The sequence below is a fragment of the Streptomyces silvae genome (assembly GCF_016745505.1).
Classification (GTDB): Bacteria; Actinomycetota; Actinomycetes; order Streptomycetales; family Streptomycetaceae; genus Streptomyces; species Streptomyces silvae.
Map to the genome: position 1 here is coordinate 1 of NZ_JAERUC010000018.1, position 17,336 is coordinate 17,336.

Consider the following 17,336-nt stretch of genomic DNA (forward strand, 5'->3'; position numbering starts at 1 on the left):
CCTTGGCAAGGTTGCGCTCTACCAACTGAGCTACGTCCGCATTGCTGCCACTCGGCTTTCACCGGTGGAGCGCTCACCACTCTACCTGATCCACTGAGTGATCCGGTAAGGCGATGCAGAGCGGGTGACAGGAATTGCACACTGCGCCTTCCCCCTGGAAGGGGGATGTTCTACTACTGAACTACACCCGCACGCTGCGTCGGACCCGGCTTTTCGGCCTTGCCCTTCGGCGTGCTCCAGACTCTAGCCGACCTGCAGGGGTGTTGTGCAAGTCGGCTCCCCGAGGTGTCGCTCCGGCGGCCTGGGGGTGTCGAACCGGAAGGGAACATTCCGGGCACTGCCCTCAACTGGCCGCGTTGAACGCCTCGTAGACCTTCTTGGGGATCCGGCCGCGGGCCGGCACCTCCATCCGGTGCGAGCGGGCCCACGCGCGTACGGCCGCGGGGTCCGGGGCGACCGCCGTGTGGTGGTACGCCACGGGGGCCTTGCCGCGCTTGCCGGTATTTGTCTGCTTTCGGCCTGCCGCCACGTACGGCGCCAGCGACTTACGCAGTTTCTTTGCATTGGCGGGATTGAGGTCGATCTCGTACGACTTCCCGTCCAGGGCGAAGGTGACCGTTTCCGCCGCTTCTCCCCCGTCGATGTCGTCCGAGAGCGTAACCACGACGCGCTGAGCCACGGATATCGGTCCTTTCCTGCGGCATCGTCGCGCCTGACATGCGCTGATGCCGGCCTTCCGGCGGCTGGGCGGATACGGATCGACGGCTGTCGACTGTTCCGGGTCAATCGTGCTTTCCCCGGTATTCATTTGTACAGCGGTGGGAGGTGCATTGTGAAGCCCGGCCAATTACATCCGCGTGTTGCCTCCGTGCGCCCGCGTGCAATCCGGGTGAAGATTTTTTCCCAGGATTTTTCCCGGGGGTTGTCGCCTCCGATATCTCGCCGTGATCTGGGCGGCATGATATCTACCCGCGTAGAATTTCCGGCCAGGTACGCTGAGTGGACCCGCGGGGATCTGGGGAACCCCTCGGAGACACAGCCGCACCACACCACCGGGAGTGCCAGTGGCACGCGTCGTAGTCGACGTCATGCTCAAGCCGGAGATCCTCGACCCGCAGGGACAGGCTGTGCAGCGCGCACTGCCCCGTCTCGGCTTCGACGGAATCGCGGACGTTCGTCAGGGAAAGCGTTTCGAGCTCGAGGTCGAGGGGCCGGTCGACGATGCCGCCCTCGCCCGTATTAACGAGATCGCCGAGACCTTCCTCGCCAACACCGTCATCGAGGACTTCACCGTCAAGGTGGAGGAGGAGAAGTGACCACCCGTATCGGCGTCGTCACTTTTCCCGGCACGCTCGACGACCAGGACAGCCTGCGGGCCGTGCGGATCGCGGGCGCGGAGCCCGTATCCCTCTGGCACCGCGACAAGGACCTCCACCAGGTCGACGCGGTCATCCTGGCGGGCGGATTCAGTTACGGCGACTATCTGCGCGCCGGCGCCATCTCGCGTTTCTCGCCGGTGATGGAGACCGTCATCGAGCAGGCGAAGGCCGGTCTGCCGGTCCTCGGCATCTGCAACGGCTTCCAGATCCTCACCGAGGCGCACCTGCTGCCCGGTGCGATGCTGCGCAACAACCACCTCCACTTCATCTGCCGCGACCAGAAGCTGCGGGTGGAGAACGCGGAGACCGCCTGGACCTCGGACTACACGGCGGGCCAGGAGATCTCCGTACCGCTGAAGAACGTGGACGGCCGGTACACCGCCGACGAGCGCACGCTCGACGAGCTGGAGGCCGAGGGCCGCGTCGCCTTCCGTTACGCCGACGTCAACCCGAACGGCTCGCTGCGCGACATCGCCGGCATCACCAATGCCGCGGGCAACGTCGTCGGTCTGATGCCGCACCCGGAGCACGCCGTCGAGCCGCTGATCGGCACCGGTCGCACCGACGGCCTGGGTTTCTTCACCTCGATCATCAAGAAGCTGGTCACCGCATGAGCCTCGACACGGTCAAGCACGCGGCCGAAACCCCGGACGCCGGGCAGCCCTGGAAGGAACTCGGCCTCAAGGAGGACGAGTACGCCCGGATCCGCGAGATCCTCGGCCGCCGTCCCACCGGCGCCGAGCTCGCCATGTACTCCGTGATGTGGTCCGAGCACTGCTCGTACAAGAGCAGCAAGGTCCACCTCAAGCAGTTCGGCGAGAAGGTCCCGGAGAACGACGCGATGCTCGTCGGCATCGGCGAGAACGCCGGTGTGGTCGACGTCGGCCAGGGGTACGCGGTCACCTTCAAGGTCGAGTCGCACAACCACCCCTCGTACATCGAGCCCTACCAGGGCGCGGCCACCGGCGTCGGCGGCATCGTCCGCGACATCCTCGCCATGGGTGCCCGTCCGATCGCGGTCGTCGACCCGCTGCGCTTCGGTGCGGCCGACCACCCCGACACCCGCCGGGTGCTGCCGGGCATCGTCGCGGGCATCGGCGGCTACGGGAACTGCCTCGGCCTGCCGAACATCGGCGGCGAGGTCGTCTTCGACGCCTGCTACCAGGGCAACCCGCTCGTCAACGCCGGCTGCATCGGCGTGATGAAGCACGAGGACATCCACCTCGCCCAGGCCTCCGGCCCCGGCAACAAGGTGATCCTGTACGGCGCCCGCACCGGCGGCGACGGCATCGGCGGCGTCTCCGTGCTGGCCTCGGAGACCTTCGACGACACCAAGCCCACCAAGCGGCCCGCCGTCCAGGTCGGCGACCCGTTCCAGGAGAAGCTCCTCATCGAGTGCACCCTGGAGATCTTCAAGGAGAAGCTCGTCGCGGGCATCCAGGACCTCGGCGGCGCCGGGCTCTCCTGCGCCACGAGCGAGCTGGCCTCCGCGGGCTCCGGCGGGATGCGCGTCGAGCTGGACACCGTGCCGCTGCGCGACTCCTCCCTCTCGCCCGAGGAAATCCTCATGAGCGAGTCGCAGGAGCGCATGTGCGCGATCGTCGAGCCGCAGCACGTCGACCGCTTCATGGAGATCTGCGAGAAGTGGGACGTCATCGCCACCGTCATCGGTGAGGTGACCGAGGGCTCGCAGCTGGAGATCTTCTGGCACGGCGAGCAGATCGTGGACGTACCGCCGCGGTCCGTCGCGCACGAGGGCCCGACCTACCACCGGCCGTTCGCGCGGCCGTCCTGGCAGGACGCGCTCCAGGCCGACGACGCCGGCAAGCTGGCCCGCCCGGCGAACGGCGCGGAGCTGCGCGAGCAGGTCCTCAAGCTGGTGGGCTCGCCGAACCAGGCGTCCAAGTCCTGGATCACCGACCAGTACGACCGCTTCGTGCAGGGCAACACCGTGCTGGCGATGCCCGAGGACGCCGGCATGGTCCGGATCGACGAGACGTCGAACCTGGGCGTGGCCATGGCGACCGACGGCAACGGCCGGTACGCCAAGCTCGACCCGTACACCGGCGCGCGGCTCGCCCTGGCCGAGTCCTACCGCAACGTCGCGGCGTCCGGCGCCAAGCCGCTCGCCATCTCGGACTGCCTGAACTTCGGTTCGCCCGAGGACCCGGACGTCATGTGGCAGTTCGCCGAGGCCACCCGTGGTCTCGCGGACGGCTGCCTGGAGCTGGGCACCCCGGTCACCGGCGGCAACGTGTCGCTGTACAACCAGACCGGTGAGACGGCGATCCACCCGACGCCGGTCGTGGCCGTCCTCGGTGTGATCGACGACGTCACCCGGCGCACGCCGGTCGCCTTCGCCGAGGAGGGCCAGCTGCTCTACCTCCTGGGCGACACCCGCGAGGAGTTCGGCGGCTCCGCCTGGTCCGAGGTCATCCACCAGCACCTCGGCGGGATGCCGCCGGAGGTCGACCTGGGCCGCGAGAAGCTGCTCGGCGAGATCCTGATCTCGGCCTCGCGCGACGGCATGGTCGACGCGGCGCACGACCTCTCCGACGGCGGCCTGATCCAGGCGGTCACCGAGTCCTGCCTGCGCGGCGGGAACGGTGCCCGGCTGGTCGTGCCGGAGGGCCTGGACGCGTTCACCTTCCTCTTCTCGGAGTCGGCCGGCCGCGCGGTCGTCTCGGTTCCGCGCAGCGAGGAGCTCCGCTTCACCGACATGTGCGGGGCGCGGGGTCTGCCCGTCGCCCGGATCGGTGTCGTGGACGGCGAGGAGATCGAGATCCAGGGCGAGTTCAGCATTCCGCTGAGCGAGCTGCGCACGGCGCACGAGGGGACCCTGGAGGGTCTGTTCGCTTAGGTTCTGCCTGTACCGAAGCCCCCGTCCGGGTCGACCGGACGGGGGCTCCGTCGTTCCCGCACGACCTGTTGATTGATATTACGTAATTACGTAAGGTGGATGTCATGGAGCTCGAGGAGCGCGTCGCCGAACTGGAGCGGCGCCTCGCCGTGCTGGAGTCGGCCGCCGAGAGCGCGAAGCCGGAGCTGGGCGTCGGGGACTTCTGGGCGCTGGACGGGCTGAAGGAACAGCTCGGCCAGGTCGGGGAGCCCGCCGCCGACGGCGGGGTGCTGTTCACGGGCGCGGTGACGCTGCCGGCCGGTGAGCGGTACGAGTGGCAGTACGGCGCGCTCACCGTGGGGCTCCTGGGGAGTACGGAGGAGGACCGCCCCGACTGGGCGGAAGCCGCCGAACCCCTGGCAGCGCTCGGCCATCCGGTGAGGCTGCGGCTGCTCCGCGAGATCCTCGCCGGCCGCCGTACGGCCGCGGAGCTGGCCGAGCTGGACGAGACGGGCACGACCGGCCAGATCTACCACCATCTGCGCCTGCTGACCGGTGCGGGCTGGCTGCACACGACGGGACGCGGGCGGTACGAGGTGCCCGGCGCCCGGGTGGTGCCGCTCCTGGTGGTGCTCACGGCCGCCCGGCCCTGAGAGACACGACGAGAGAGCCCACGACAGCAGGGGGAGTTCACATGTCCGCACGCAGGTTGCCCGCGTTGCTCACCCGGGTGTTCCTCCTGGCGTTCTTCGCGCTCGTCGTGACGGGCCTCTTCGTCGCGTACCCCTTCCCGTCGTGGCTGGTCTTCCTCCCGCTGGTGCTCGCCTGGGTGGCGGGCATCGCGGGGGGACGGCTGGCGAGCCGCGACCTCAAGGCCGCGCGGCGGGAGGCCGTCGAGGTGCTGCCGCCGGTGACGGGCCGGTGGTCCGCGATCAACAGCCCGGCCGACCGGGTGCCGAGCCATGGCGTCCACACCTACGGCCAGACGTACGCCATCGACATCGTGGCGGAGAAGCAGGAGAAGAAGGAGCGGCAGGAGCGGCAGGAGGGACAGGCGGGACAGGAAGGGACGGCCGAACGGCCCGCCTTCGCCTGGCTGTGGCCCCTGGCCCGCCGCCCCGAGGCCTTCCCCGCCTTCGGAGCGCCCCTGTTCGCGGTCGCGGACGCGAAGGTCGTCACGGCCGACGACACCCAGCGCGACCACCTGAGCAGGAACTCCCTGCCGGGGCTCGCCTACCTCCTGCTCGCGGAGGGCGAGTTGCGCGGACTGGCGGGCGCCCACCGGGTCTTCGGCAACCGCGTCGTGCTCGACCTCGGCGACGGTACGTACGCGGCGTACGCCCACGTCCGGCGCGGCTCCCTCCAGGTGCGCGCCGGCGACACGGTCCGGGCGGGACAGCGGATCGCCCGCTGCGGGAACTCCGGCAACTCCACCGAGCCGCATGTGCACTTCCAGCTGATGGACCACCCGGACCTCGACCGGGCCCGCGGGATCCCGTTCAGGTGGCGGGGCGTCGGCGTACCGGCCAACGGCGAGGCGTTCACGGCCCAGGGCGCGGTCAGCCCTGGCTGAGGCGGCCGCCGGTCCGGCCGAGGGGGGACTGTCGGACCCGCCGGTTAGTCTCGGCTCCATGCCACCGGCCAAGAAGCGCCCCCGTGCCTACGACGTCGCCCGGACCAGGACCGCGGTCCTGGCGCAGTTCACCCACGTACACACCGCCGTCCGCGCGCTGACGCCCGAGCAGCTCGCTCTGCCCGGGCTGGGGGAGTGGAGCGTGCGGGAGCTCGCGGCGCATCTGACGACGGCCCTGGAGCGCGCCGCGCGGGCGATGGAGCTCCCGGCGCCGCCCGGTGGGCCGAAGCCGGAGATCCCGCTGCTGGAGTGGCCGTTCTCCACCGTGGGGAACGCCCCGGGGATCGCCGGTCACACCCGGGAGCTGGCGGCGGCCCGGCCCGACCTCGACGCGCTGTACGAGGAGACGGCCGCCCGGTTCACCGAGCTGGTGCCCGCCGACGCCGCTGACCGGCTGGTGGCGACCCGGGCGGGCACGATGCGGCTGGGCGACTTCCTGGTGACCCGCACCGTCGAACTGGTCGCCCACACCGACGATCTGAACCGCGCGGCCGGCCTCGACATCCCGTACGACCGTCAGGCGCTCGCCGCCTGCACCCGGCTGCTCGCCGACGCGCTCGCGGACCGGGCGCCCGGCGGCTCGGTCGAGGTGCGCGTCCCGCCCTTCGCCGTCGTCCAGTGCATCGGCGGGCCCAAGCACACCCGGGGCACACCGCCCAACGTCGTGGAGACCGATCCGCTCACCTGGGTCCGGCTGGCCACCGGACGTACGAGCTGGGCGGAGGCACTCGACGCGGCGCAGGTCAGCGCCAGTGGGGAGCGGGCGGATCTGGACCCGTTGCTTCCGCTGATGGGCTGAGGGGGAACCGGATCACCCACTCGGTCCGTCCCATCGCCATGCGTACACAACGTAGGACGACTGTCAGCGCTCTCGCCGTCCTGGCCACCTTCGCCCTCGCCTCCTGCGGTACGGAGACGGGTTCCGGGGACGCGGGTGACTCCGGGGACGGCAGTGGCACCGTACGGACCGGGGCATCGGTGACCGGTGTCCACTGGAACGTGTCCTCCTTGACCGTCGACGGGAAGAAGACCACCGCCCCTGCCGGCGCCCACGTCGAGATCGGGCCCGAAGGGAAGGCCACCGGCAATCTGGGCTGCAACCGCTTCACCGCGGAGGCCCGGGTCGAGGGCGACACGGTCACCGTCGGGCGGGGCACGACCACCGAGATGGGGTGCGAGGAGGATGTCCAGCAGTTCGAGAAGGCGATGGGCCGTGCCTTCAGCGGCGAGCTCAAGGCCGCGGTGGCGGGCAGCAGCGACAGGAAGACGCTGACGCTGACCTCGGCGGGCGGCGACTCCATCGCCCTCACCTCCGAGCCCCCGGCCCCGCTCACCGGCACCGCCTGGACGGTCACCGGCCTCGTGTCCGGCGATGTCGCCGCCTCCCTCCCCGCCGGTACGGAGAAGAAGGCGCACCTCACCTTCGGCAAGGACGGCTCGGTGGAGGGGAACCTCGGCTGCAACTCCTTCCACGGCAAGGCGAAGGTCTCCGGCTCCACGCTCACCTTCGGTCCGCTCGCCTCCACCAGGAAGATGTGCGCCGGTCCCGAGATGGAGCTGGAGCGTGCGCTGCTCGCCGTACTGGACGGGACGGCGACGTACGGGATCGAGCACCGCTCGCTGTCGATCGAGGCGAAGAGCGGCAAGGGGCTGAACGCGAACGCCCCGGCGGCCAAGGGCTGACCGGCCGGGGCGGCGCGTGAGGACCCGGGGCCCGTGAGGACTCTGGGCCTGCGAGGATCCGGGCGCCGTGAGGACCCGAGGTCTTCGGGGCCCGTTCGGAGGGTCCGGATGCCTCAGGAGGCGTTCGGGTACGGGAGCAGGCCGGCGTCCGTCTTCTCCCACGACGCCCGCAGCGCCGCCAGCCGCTCCGGTTCGGCCGCCGCGCGGTCGGCCTGCTCGCGCTGGTCGTCGGCCAGGTTGAACAGCTGGTCGGTCCCGCTCGTCCCCCGGTAGTACTTCCAGTCGCCGCGCCGCAGCGCCCGCTCGCCGCGCACCCGCCAGAACAGGTCGCGCTCCTTCGGCACCTCGTCCCGCAGCAGATAGCCCGCGAGGCTGACGCCGTCCAGCGGGTGGGCCGGGTCCGGCCGCGCCCCGCCGAGCTCCAGCAGGGTCGCCGTCCAGTCGGGCGAGAACACCGGGAGATCGCTGACCTGGTGGGCGTCGATCCGGGCGGGCCAGCGCAGCACCGAGGGCACGCGGATGCCGCCCTCCTGGAGCGAGCTCTTGTTGCCGGACAGCGGCCAGTTGTAGGAGAACCGCTCGCCGCCGTTGTCGCTGGCGAAGAAGACCAGGGTGTCCTTCTCCTGGCCCGACCGCTTCAGCGCCTTCAGGACCTCGCCGACCGAGCGGTCCAGGTCCTCGACCATCTGCGTGTACTTCTCGACCGAGCCGCCGTCGGCGTTCCACAGGGCGCTGCCGTCACCGGCCTTGATCCTGCGGACGATCTCGGCGGAGGCCTCCGTGTCGCCGTCGGCGATCCACGGCCAGTGCGGGGTGGTGAAGTTCAGGTTGAGCAGCCACGGCTTGTCGTGGTCCCGCTGGACGTACTCGCTCGCGCGCTCGGTCAGGACCCGGGTGTAGTAGCGCAGGTCCTTGTACTCGGCATCGCCCTCGTACAGGTCGTACTCGCCGGCCAGACCGAGCTTGGAGTAGTACTCCAGGGCCCCGCCGAAGTTGCCGAAGAACTCGTCCCAGCCCGACTTGGTGGGGCTGTAGTCCGGCAGGTATCCGCAGTGCCACTTGCCGATGAGAGCGGTCGCGTAACCGGCGCCGCGCAGCAGGGAGGCCAGCGTCGGATGGGTGGGCTCCAGCCCCACGGAACGGTCGGCGATGGGCTCCGCGAGCCCGCCCTTCGTACGCCCCGGATAGCGGCCCGTGTAGAGGCTGAACCGGGTGGGGGAGCAGGTCGCGGACCCGGAGTAGGCGTCCGTGAAGCGCACGCCCTCGCGCCCGAGCCTGTCGAGATTCGGGGTCTTGATGTGCGGAGCGCCGTACGACGAGAGGTCGGCCCAGCCGAGGTCGTCCCCGAGGATGAACAGGATGTTGGGGCGGCGTGCGTGCTTGCCGCGGGCGGCGCGGAAGGGCCGCTCCCGCGTGTCCTCGGAGGCCGTCCCGGCAGCGGCGGCCGCGGGTACGGCGGTCTGTATCCCGACGGCGGCGGCGGTCGCGCCCACGGCGGTGGTGAAGGCGCGTCGGCTCAGCGGCGAGCCGGCGCGGTCGTTCGAACCTGCATGCGCGTCACGAGAGGTCATGGGGTCTCCAGGGCGGGCCTCGGGCGCCGGTGGTGGGAGGGCGGGGCGCGAGGGGGCGGGCGCGGTGGACCCCGCCGGAAAGGGTGCGTGCGCGGACGTACCCGGACAGGGCGGGGCAGGGAGGGAGAAGGGAGGAAAAGCGTGCACGCGGACCGGAGTTCGGGCGAAACCCCTGCTCCCCGGGGGCGGAAGTCCTGTTCCGGGGCGAGTCCCGTGCGGGGCCCGGGGTGCGGCAGGCTCAGGCGCAGCGACAGATGGCGCTCGCGACACGTCCCAGATCGACGTGGCGGCGCTCCACGAGCGTGACCGAGTGATCACCGAGGGGCTGCATGGGGAAGGAGCCTGCCCAACAGGCCATGAGCCTGTCAACGGCGGTCTCGTACTGCGGACAGCCGTCTCATATGTCCCGGGACGCGCACGGGCCGGGTGCTCCGGATCTGCCGGACCGGAGGGTCACCGGCCCCCGTCGAGCGGCTCGCAGTCCCCGGTGCGGGGCCGCGCGATGTGAGGCTCGCCACGAAACGAGCGTTCGGCCAGCGCTTTCCCGGCAGGACCCCGCGGCTCACCGAGCGCCACGACGCGGGCGGTCGGGGCCCGGAACGGCCGGGGTGGCCGACCGGTCGGTAATCGCCCTCCATCCCGGGCGTCAGCCGCCCCCCGGGGCCTCGGGAGGCCGCTCCGGGGCGCGGCCGTGATCACCCGGAGTGACCGTCCGGTGCCGGTGCCGGCTCCGGTGCGAGGCCCCCCGGGCCCCTGTCCGCAGCCGGGGTGCGGCGGTCACCCAATTCGGACCGGTGGTCGATCTCGCCTACACTCGGTGGCGTGCCTCGTGGTGATGGACGACTCAACCACGACCTGCTCCCCGGAGAGAAAGGCCCCCAGGACGCTTGCGGCGTCTTCGGTGTCTGGGCTCCGGGCGAAGAGGTCGCCAAGCTCACCTATTTCGGACTGTATGCCCTGCAGCACCGTGGACAGGAGTCCGCGGGCATCGCAGTGAGCAACGGGTCCCAGATCCTGGTCTTCAAGGACATGGGACTGGTCTCGCAGGTCTTCGACGAAACGTCTCTGGGATCGCTCCAGGGCCATATCGCGGTCGGTCATGCCCGCTACTCCACCACCGGTGCCTCGGTGTGGGAGAACGCGCAGCCGACGTTCCGTGCCACCGCGCACGGCTCGATCGCCCTGGGTCACAACGGCAACCTGGTGAACACCGCCCAGCTCGCGGAGATGGTCGCCGACCTTCCGCGTAAGGACGGCCGTGCCACCCAGGTCGCCGCGACCAACGACACCGATCTGGTGACCGCGCTGCTCGCGGGCCAGAGAGATGACGACGACAAGCCGCTCACCATCGAGGAGGCCGCCGCAAAGGTGCTCCCCGAGGTCAAGGGCGCCTTCTCGCTCGTCTTCATGGACGAGCACACCCTCTACGCCGCCCGTGACCCGCAGGGCATCCGCCCCCTGGTCCTCGGCCGGCTGGAGCGTGGCTGGGTGGTGGCCTCCGAGTCCGCCGCCCTCGACATCTGCGGTGCCAGCTTCGTCCGCGAGATCGAGCCGGGCGAGCTCGTCGCCATCGACGAGAACGGTCTGCGCACCTCTCGCTTCGCAGAAGCGAAGCCCAAGGGCTGTGTCTTCGAGTACGTCTATCTGGCGCGTCCCGACACCGACATCGCCGGGCGGAACGTCTACCTCTCCCGTGTGGAGATGGGCCGGAAGCTGGCCGCCGAGGCCCCCGTCGAGGCGGATCTGGTCATAGCGACGCCGGAATCGGGAACGCCCGCGGCCATCGGCTACGCCGAGGCGAGCGGAATTCCGTTCGGTGCCGGACTGGTCAAGAACGCGTACGTCGGCCGGACCTTCATCCAGCCTTCACAGACCATCCGCCAGTTGGGCATCCGGCTGAAGCTCAACCCCCTCAAGGAAGTCATCAAGGGCAAGCGCCTGGTGGTCGTCGACGACTCGATCGTCCGCGGCAACACCCAGCGCGCCCTGGTGAGGATGCTCCGCGAGGCGGGGGCGGCCGAGATCCACATCCGGATCTCCTCCCCGCCCGTGAAGTGGCCCTGCTTCTTCGGCATCGACTTCGCGACGCGCGCCGAGCTCATCGCCAACGGCATGTCCGTCGACGAGATCGCCACCTCCATGGGTGCCGACTCGCTGGCGTACATCTCGCTCGACGCGATGGTCGAGGCGACGACGATCGCCAAGCCGAACCTCTGCCGCGCCTGCTTCGACGGCGAATACCCGATGGAGCTCCCGGACCCGGAGCTGCTCGGCAAGCAGCTGCTGGAGACCGAGCTGGCGGCCGGCCCCGCCGCGACCGCGGCGGCCGACGCACTGCGTCGTCCGTGACCCGGACCGGCCGGCTTCCCCACCAGCCCCGTATTCCCACACGAAAGATCCCGGGCAATGTCTGAGACAACAGGTGCTTCCTACGCCGCGGCGGGCGTCGACATCGAAGCCGGTGACCGCGCCGTCGAGCTGATGAAGGAGTGGGTGAAGAAGACGCAGCGCCCCGAGGTCGCGGGCCTCGGCGGCCTCGGCGGATTCGCCGGCCTCTTCGACGCCTCGGCGCTCAAGCGTTACGAGCGCCCCCTGCTCGCCTCCGCCACCGACGGCGTCGGCACGAAGGTCGACCTGGCCCGGCAGATGGGCGTGTACGACACCATCGGCCACGACCTCGTCGGCATGGTCGTCGACGACCTGGTCGTCTGCGGCGCCGAGCCGCTCTTCATGACCGACTACATCTGCGTCGGCAAGGTGCATCCCGAGCGTGTCGCGGCCATCGTGAAGGGCATCGCCGAAGGCTGTGTCCTGGCGGGCTGCGCCCTGGTCGGCGGCGAGACCGCCGAGCACCCGGGTCTGCTGGGCCCGGACGACTTCGACGTGGCGGGTGCCGGGACGGGCGTGGTCGAGGCCGACCGGCTGCTGGGCCCGGACCGTATCCGTAAGGGTGACGCCGTGATCGCGATGGCGTCGTCCGGTCTTCACTCCAACGGGTACTCGCTCGTGCGCCACGTGGTCTTCGACCGGGCCGGCTGGACCCTGGACCGTCAGGTCGAGGAGTTCGGCAGGACCCTGGGCGAGGAGCTCCTGGAGCCCACCAGGATCTACTCCCTGGACTGCCTGGCCCTGACCCGCACCACCGAGGTGCACGGCTTCAGCCACGTCACCGGCGGCGGCCTGGCCAACAACCTGGCCCGGGTGATCCCGGACGGGCTGCACGCCACGGTCGACCGCGGCACCTGGACGCCGGGCGCCGTCTTCGACCTGGTCGGCAAGGCCGGACAGGTCGAGCAGCTGGAGCTGGAGAAGACGCTCAACATGGGTGTCGGCATGATCGCGATCGTCCCCGCCGACTCGGTGGACGCGGCGCTGACCACGCTGGCCGACCGGGGCGTCGACTCCTGGGTCGCCGGCGAGATCACCGAGCGGGGCGACCACGCCACGGGCGCCGAGCTGACCGGTGGCTACGCACGGTAGGACGTCATGACCGCCGGTCCGGCACACCACCGGACCGGCGGTGGGCGGCGACGCCCGCCCGGCCGGACGCCGGAAAGCTCCACGGATCCGTACCGGGACAGCACAGAACCCGGTCCGGGCAGGCCCGGACCGGGTTGATGTGTCAGCGCGAGGTCAAGCGCCGCGGCGCTGTGACGACGGACCGGACTGGTCGTCCTGGTCCGCGTCCTCATCGTCGTTGTACAGATCCGCGTACTGTGCGTACGGGTCATCTTCCTCGTCGTCGTCCTCGAACGGCTCGGCGTTCGGTGGCTGACTCGAAGGCGATGCGCCCAGCTCATTGGCCAGACGCGACAGGTCCGTCCCGCCGCTGCTGTACTTCAGCTGGCGGGCGACCTTTGTCTGCTTGGCCTTTGCCCGGCCGCGCCCCATGGCTCGACCCCCTCGGTGACGGGGCTCGACGGCCCCAGAGTCTTGACACGCGTTCATGTTTCAGGACGGACTCTCGGCAGAGAGACCGCGCCCGTGGCTTTAACGGTACCTGCTTCCTCGGCCATACGGTACGCCGCCCGCATCACGTGCCTCGGCACAGGACCGCAGAGGAGCCCGTCCTCGCTGGTCAACCCCGATTTTAACCTCTTGTGGACGGCCGACCCGCCGACCGGAGTGAGTCTTGTCTCCCCGCGGCCCGCCGGCCGCCCTCCGCCCATGCGTGAGCCCCTGCCACCGGGTTCTGCTCACTGTCCGGTGACAGGCGCTCGACGCAGGGGTTACGCGTCAGCGACGGCGCGCGTCCGCCATCCGCTGCTCGGCGATCCGGTCGGCCGCCGCGGCCGGCGGAATCCCGTCAGCCTTCGCACGTGCGAATATGGCCAGCGTGGTGTCGAAGATCTTGGTGGCCTTCGCCTTGCACCGGTCGAAGTCGAACCCGTGGAGCTCGTCGGCGACCTGGATCACGCCACCGGCGTTCACCACGTAGTCCGGTGCGTACAGAACCGATCGGTCGGCAAGGTCCTTCTCGACACCCGGGTGCGCGAGCTGGTTGTTGGCCGCGCCGCACACCACCTTGGCGGTGAGCACCGGAACGCTGGCGTCGTTCAGGGCGCCGCCGAGCGCGCACGGGGCGTAGATGTCGAGCCCCTCCGTGCGGATCAGCGCGTCCGTGTCCACGGCGACGGAGACCTCGGGGTGCAGGTCGGTGATCCGGCGTACGGACTCCTCGCGCACATCGGTCACGACGACCTCGGCGCCGTCGCTCAGCAGGTGTTCGACCAGGTGGTGGCCGACCTTGCCGACGCCCGCGACGCCGACCTTGCGGCCGCGCAGGGTGGGGTCGCCCCACAGGTGCTGGGCGGAGGCCCGCATGCCCTGGAAGACGCCGAACGCGGTGAGGACGGAGGAGTCGCCCGCGCCGCCGTTCTCGGGGGAGCGGCCGGTGGTCCAGCGGCACTCCCGGGCGACGACGTCCATGTCGGCGACGTACGTGCCGACATCACAGGCGGTCACATAGCGCCCGCCGAGCGAGGCGACGAACCGGCCGTAGGCCAGGAGGAGTTCCTCGGACTTGATCCGGGCGGGGTCGCCGATGATGACGGCCTTGCCGCCACCGTGGTCGAGACCGGCCATGGCGTTCTTGTACGACATGCCGCGCGACAGGTTCAGCGCGTCCGCGACGGCCTCGTCCTCGGAGGCGTACGGATAGAAGCGGGTGCCGCCGAGGGCCGGGCCCAGGGCGGTGGAGTGGAGGGCGATGACGGCCTTGAGGCCGCTGGCATGGTCCTGGCAGATCACGACTTGCTCGTGGCCCCCCTGATCCGAGTGGAACAGGGTACGCAGCACATCTACAGGCACGCCGGTCACATCGGTCACTGTGGTGACTCCCAAGTACGAAGCGGCGGAAGACCCTCCTGAAGGTGGGGAGGGCCCCGGACCGACCGCCACCGGCCGGTCCGACTGGGCAAGAGCGTAAGTCCTCGTGGCGCGTAGATCTGTTCCCCTGCCCGGGATCACCCCCCTGTGGAGTACCGGCGTGACACGATTTACCGCATGTCGGTGGTGTCTTCGGTGCTCATCCCTTACGCGTCCTACCTGCGGGTGTACGAGCCGCTCGCCGCCTTCCGCGAACCCGAACGGGGCCACTGGACGCGCTACGCGCAGCGCGCCCGGCTCCCCACGGCCCAGGACGAACTCCGGCGCTCGCTGGCGGACCTGGTCCCGACCCCTCCGGTGGCGGTGCCGGTGCACGAGAGCGCGGACGCCTTCGTCGCCCTCGTCGACGGGGTGGTCTGCGTCTGTCCGTGGCGGACCCGGATGCGGGGCTGGATGGCGATGAGCGAACTGGGGGGTCTGTTTCCGGCCACCGTGCTGGACGCGGTGCTGCCCCCGGTGGTGCGGGGTCAGGCGGCGGCGGACTACGAGCGGTGGGCCGAGCGGAACCCGGACGCCCGTCCCTGGATCCGGACCACCGTGTGGCACGTACCGGTGCGCTGGTTCGTGCTCTTCGACGACGAGGAGCGGGAGTACGTGACCGCCGGCGCCGCGGGGGACCGGATGCTGCGCTACCGCACCCCGATGGTGCAGGCGCGGCGCCGGCTGGCGAGGGCGCTGCGGACGCTGCGGGAGACCGTGGACGAAGGGCCGCTGACCGAGGGGCTCGTGGAGGTGGGCCGCTGGCTGGAGGAGTTCCATCCGCGCGCCATGGTCGAGCTGGACTACGGCGGCCTCGTCCACGCGCTGAGCGGGGAGCAGCTCGCCGGGGACCGGTCGGCCGCGGACGTGGCCGAGGGCATCGCGGCGCTGCGCGCCGGGGACAGCGATGCGGCGGGCGTCGCGTACGGACGTCTCGCCGACCGGTGGCGTGCGGTGCGTGACCTACAATCCTCCAACTAGCCCGAAGCGGTGTGAATAGCAACGCACCGTCGCATAGAGGCGCTATCCGCAGGGAAGAGACATCCTGTGAGGTGTCCGACATCCGTGGGCACCCACGGAGCCCGGCGGAGGTGAACGGCGATGTCCTGAGGCGAACTGATGGGCTGTGAACCGGGATCCGGTGTGACGCGTGCGACAGGTGGGGCGGGAGACCGCCCGCCGGGGCCGGGACCTACGTCCCGAACCGGGCCTTTGCCTCAAGCGTGACGGATAGCACTAACGGGGCCCTTGCGCCCTTCCCTACTCCTCATGCCAAAATAGGACAAGGAGTCCGGGGAGGGCTCTGTCCGCCCAACTATGGGTGGAATGCTCAGCATTGCACGCTATGGGGGGTCTGACGACTTCTGACGACTCCTGGTTGTCCTGTGACTGATCGTTACTGGGGCGTGACTGTCCGCTATGGCATGGTCCATCGGCTTCCGTCGCTGATGAACACCTGGGAGGGCAATTCCATCGGTTTGGCCGACGTGGCTGGACGGATGGTGTAGTTGTAGTGCCGAAGACAAGCCGTTCGTCCTATAACCGACTCGGCCCGCGTCCGCCATTTCGGGCAACGCGGGTCAAGGTGCAGAATTTAGAGGAAAGAACCGAGATGGTTCGGTTCTCCCGAGGAGGCCGCTCATGACCGCTCGCACCCCTGATGCCGAGCCGCTGCTGACCCCGGCTGAGGTTGCCACGATGTTCCGCGTGGACCCGAAGACGGTCACCCGTTGGGCAAAGGCTGGCAAGCTCACGTCCATCCGCACGCTCGGTGGGCATCGCCGGTACCGCGAGGCAGAGGTCCGCGCACTGCTTGCGGGTATTCCGCAGCAGCGCAGCGAGGCCTGACACACCCCTGTCGCCGCAGCCACAACAGGGCGCTCAAGGGTCCCCCAACCCTGGGTGTCCGCACTCATAGCTCCATACGACGGGTGCCCGCCCCAACGGGTGCCATGCCTGTAACACCAGGGTGCGTCGTTCGATCGCGCTGGACTCCGCCGGGTCCAGCGCGATCTTTTTTGTGTGCGCGGGGTCCGGGGCGGTGTCCGAACGGTCGGGGTGTCCGCCCGAACCTGCCGACGGGTCGGTTTGCGGGCGGTCCCGTGCGGCTGTGGGCGGGCCTGTTCGGGCCTGTTCGCCCGGGTCCCTGGCGTCGTGGGCCGGCTCGGGTGGAACGGTCCGGGATGTGCTTCCAGGGGAGTGCAATTGCACATATTAAATTCGCCAGTTGTAGGAAGTGCGTAAAGTCCGCCCTGCCCAAAACTGATGGGGTGACTCCCGTCACACCGGCATGGTCTTGCCAACTCCGAGCTTGCCACTGTGCGACGGCGTCCCGCAGCGGCTGATGGTCATGTCGCGCAAGGACTTTCGTCACCGGGTGAGGTGCCCGGCCGGGGCACGCGGTGGTCCGTGGCGGGTGCCTCACCGGCCGCCGGTGCCGCTTCCGGGACGGCAGCCGCCCCGGGGCCGTCGGCGGCGGGCTCAGCGGCCGGTACGGGCTCGGCCGCACTGTCGGCCCGCTCGGTCCTGTGCGCCGCCTGTGGGGCCGTCAGGGGCTCCATGGCGAGCCGTAGCAGCCGGTGGCAGATCGGGCAGTGGCGGGTGAGGTGGCGGTAGCCGGAGGCGGCCGCCAGGTGGGCGCGCAACAGCGCGCGGGTCTCGTGCCTTTCCGTGGGCGCAGTCATGCGTGCGGCCTCCCGGTGGACCCGGCCGCCCCCGGCGAGGGAAAGGGGGACGGACTCCGTCCTACGGAGTTACCCGCGCCGTGGGCCGGCGTCAAGACGCACGGAAGCCCGGATCCAGAGGATCCGGGCTTCCGTCTACTGCGGTCCTGACGGGATTTGAACCCGCGGCCTCCACCTTGA

17 protein-coding genes and 1 tRNA gene are annotated in these 17,336 nt (G+C 70.2%); 11 read left to right on the forward strand and 7 right to left on the reverse strand.

The features are described from left to right. Nucleotides 1-119: 119 nt before the first annotated feature. Nucleotides 120-191, reverse strand: a tRNA-Gly gene (locus JKV81_RS03135). A gap of 152 nt (nucleotides 192-343) precedes the next feature. Further along, nucleotides 344-679: a histone-like nucleoid-structuring protein Lsr2 gene (locus JKV81_RS03140; protein ID WP_124278068.1), complete on the reverse strand. Its 336-nt coding sequence runs from the start codon at nucleotides 677-679 to the stop codon at nucleotides 344-346. A gap of 385 nt (nucleotides 680-1,064) precedes the next feature. On the opposite strand from JKV81_RS03140, the gene purS reads away from it, so the two are divergent. The 7 genes from purS (at nucleotide 1,065) to JKV81_RS03175 (ending at nucleotide 7,534) form a co-directional block, all read left to right on the forward strand. After that, nucleotides 1,065-1,316, forward strand: coding sequence for a phosphoribosylformylglycinamidine synthase subunit PurS (gene purS, locus JKV81_RS03145; RefSeq protein ID WP_099173088.1), 252 nt, complete (start codon nucleotides 1,065-1,067; stop codon nucleotides 1,314-1,316). Then, nucleotides 1,313-1,993: a phosphoribosylformylglycinamidine synthase subunit PurQ gene (gene purQ, locus JKV81_RS03150; RefSeq protein WP_202074867.1), complete on the forward strand. Its 681-nt coding sequence runs from the start codon at nucleotides 1,313-1,315 to the stop codon at nucleotides 1,991-1,993. The genes purS and purQ overlap by 4 nt, the downstream gene beginning before the upstream one ends. After that, complete coding sequence (gene purL, locus JKV81_RS03155) at nucleotides 1,990-4,239, forward strand: phosphoribosylformylglycinamidine synthase subunit PurL (RefSeq protein ID WP_202074868.1); 2,250 nt, start codon at nucleotides 1,990-1,992, stop codon at nucleotides 4,237-4,239. Before purQ ends, purL begins: the two co-directional genes overlap by 4 nt. Nucleotides 4,240-4,343: 104 nt before the next feature. Then, nucleotides 4,344-4,871: an ArsR/SmtB family transcription factor gene (locus JKV81_RS03160; protein ID WP_124278071.1), complete on the forward strand. Its 528-nt coding sequence runs from the start codon at nucleotides 4,344-4,346 to the stop codon at nucleotides 4,869-4,871. Nucleotides 4,872-4,912: 41 nt separating this feature from the next. Beyond that, entirely contained in the window at nucleotides 4,913-5,791 is an 879-nt protein-coding gene (locus JKV81_RS03165; RefSeq protein ID WP_202074869.1) for a M23 family metallopeptidase, read from the forward strand. 58 nt (nucleotides 5,792-5,849) lie between these two features. Beyond that, nucleotides 5,850-6,650 carry a maleylpyruvate isomerase family mycothiol-dependent enzyme gene (locus tag JKV81_RS03170; protein ID WP_202074870.1) on the forward strand — a complete coding sequence of 267 codons (801 nt, stop codon included), beginning with the start codon at nucleotides 5,850-5,852 and terminating at the stop codon, nucleotides 6,648-6,650. Nucleotides 6,651-6,688: 38 nt separating this feature from the next. Beyond that, nucleotides 6,689-7,534 (forward strand): META domain-containing protein, encoded by an 846-nt coding sequence (locus JKV81_RS03175; RefSeq protein WP_202074871.1) that lies wholly within the window; start codon nucleotides 6,689-6,691, stop codon nucleotides 7,532-7,534. Between the two features lie 113 nt (nucleotides 7,535-7,647). On the opposite strand, the gene JKV81_RS03180 is transcribed toward JKV81_RS03175, so the two are convergent. After that, nucleotides 7,648-9,105 (reverse strand): sulfatase family protein, encoded by a 1,458-nt coding sequence (locus tag JKV81_RS03180; RefSeq protein WP_202074872.1) that lies wholly within the window; start codon nucleotides 9,103-9,105, stop codon nucleotides 7,648-7,650. Nucleotides 9,106-9,343: 238 nt separating this feature from the next. Further along, the gene (locus JKV81_RS36765) at nucleotides 9,344-9,463 is read right to left on the reverse strand and encodes a putative leader peptide (RefSeq protein WP_355681864.1); all 120 of its coding nucleotides are present in this window, start codon (nucleotides 9,461-9,463) and stop codon (nucleotides 9,344-9,346) included. Between the two features lie 464 nt (nucleotides 9,464-9,927). On the opposite strand from JKV81_RS36765, the gene purF reads away from it, so the two are divergent. Then, nucleotides 9,928-11,454, forward strand: coding sequence for an amidophosphoribosyltransferase (purF, locus tag JKV81_RS03185; protein ID WP_099173080.1), 1,527 nt, complete (start codon nucleotides 9,928-9,930; stop codon nucleotides 11,452-11,454). 57 nt (nucleotides 11,455-11,511) lie between these two features. Beyond that, the gene (purM, locus tag JKV81_RS03190; RefSeq protein WP_099173079.1) at nucleotides 11,512-12,585 is read left to right on the forward strand and encodes a phosphoribosylformylglycinamidine cyclo-ligase; all 1,074 of its coding nucleotides are present in this window, start codon (nucleotides 11,512-11,514) and stop codon (nucleotides 12,583-12,585) included. 153 nt (nucleotides 12,586-12,738) lie between these two features. Here the strand turns inward: purM and JKV81_RS03195 are convergent, their stop codons facing one another. Continuing rightward, nucleotides 12,739-12,996, reverse strand: a complete 258-nt coding sequence (locus tag JKV81_RS03195; RefSeq protein ID WP_099173078.1) for a DUF3073 domain-containing protein — start codon at nucleotides 12,994-12,996, stop codon at nucleotides 12,739-12,741. A 345-nt stretch (nucleotides 12,997-13,341) separates the two neighbouring features. Beyond that, nucleotides 13,342-14,433, reverse strand: coding sequence for a Leu/Phe/Val dehydrogenase (locus JKV81_RS03200; RefSeq protein WP_202074873.1), 1,092 nt, complete (start codon nucleotides 14,431-14,433; stop codon nucleotides 13,342-13,344). Between the two features lie 177 nt (nucleotides 14,434-14,610). Between JKV81_RS03200 and JKV81_RS03205 the strand changes: the two genes are divergently transcribed. Both JKV81_RS03205 and bldC read left to right on the forward strand, forming a co-directional pair. Next, a complete protein-coding gene (locus JKV81_RS03205; RefSeq protein ID WP_164992699.1) occupies nucleotides 14,611-15,453 on the forward strand; it encodes a DUF8083 family protein in 843 nt (280 codons plus the stop codon). 660 nt (nucleotides 15,454-16,113) lie between these two features. Next, on the forward strand, nucleotides 16,114-16,320 hold the full coding sequence (gene bldC, locus JKV81_RS03210) for a developmental transcriptional regulator BldC (RefSeq protein ID WP_003949541.1): 207 nt from the start codon (nucleotides 16,114-16,116) through the stop codon (nucleotides 16,318-16,320). A gap of 500 nt (nucleotides 16,321-16,820) precedes the next feature. Here bldC and JKV81_RS03215 read toward each other — a convergent pair whose 3' ends face one another. Next, nucleotides 16,821-17,156, reverse strand: a complete 336-nt coding sequence (locus JKV81_RS03215) for a DUF6274 family protein (RefSeq protein WP_202074874.1) — start codon at nucleotides 17,154-17,156, stop codon at nucleotides 16,821-16,823. Nucleotides 17,157-17,336 lie beyond the last annotated feature (180 nt).

Excerpts from the sequence above, each read along its gene's own strand:
- purL (WP_202074868.1), top strand. The coding sequence starts at position 1,990 with ATGAGCCTCGACACGGTCAAGCACGCGGCCGAAACCCCGGACGCCGGG.
- JKV81_RS03170 (WP_202074870.1), top strand. The coding sequence starts at position 5,850 with ATGCCACCGGCCAAGAAGCGCCCCCGTGCCTACGACGTCGCCCGGACC.
- JKV81_RS03215 (WP_202074874.1), bottom strand. The coding sequence starts at position 17,156 with ATGACTGCGCCCACGGAAAGGCACGAGACCCGCGCGCTGTTGCGCGCC.
- JKV81_RS03195 (WP_099173078.1), bottom strand. The coding sequence starts at position 12,996 with ATGGGGCGCGGCCGGGCAAAGGCCAAGCAGACAAAGGTCGCCCGCCAG.
- bldC (WP_003949541.1), top strand. The coding sequence starts at position 16,114 with ATGACCGCTCGCACCCCTGATGCCGAGCCGCTGCTGACCCCGGCTGAG.
- JKV81_RS03165 (WP_202074869.1), top strand. The coding sequence starts at position 4,913 with ATGTCCGCACGCAGGTTGCCCGCGTTGCTCACCCGGGTGTTCCTCCTG.
- JKV81_RS03160 (WP_124278071.1), top strand. The coding sequence starts at position 4,344 with ATGGAGCTCGAGGAGCGCGTCGCCGAACTGGAGCGGCGCCTCGCCGTG.
- JKV81_RS03180 (WP_202074872.1), bottom strand. The coding sequence starts at position 9,105 with ATGACCTCTCGTGACGCGCATGCAGGTTCGAACGACCGCGCCGGCTCG.
- JKV81_RS03175 (WP_202074871.1), top strand. The coding sequence starts at position 6,689 with ATGCGTACACAACGTAGGACGACTGTCAGCGCTCTCGCCGTCCTGGCC.
- JKV81_RS36765 (WP_355681864.1), bottom strand. The coding sequence starts at position 9,463 with ATGGCCTGTTGGGCAGGCTCCTTCCCCATGCAGCCCCTCGGTGATCAC.
- purM (WP_099173079.1), top strand. The coding sequence starts at position 11,512 with ATGTCTGAGACAACAGGTGCTTCCTACGCCGCGGCGGGCGTCGACATC.
- JKV81_RS03205 (WP_164992699.1), top strand. The coding sequence starts at position 14,611 with ATGTCGGTGGTGTCTTCGGTGCTCATCCCTTACGCGTCCTACCTGCGG.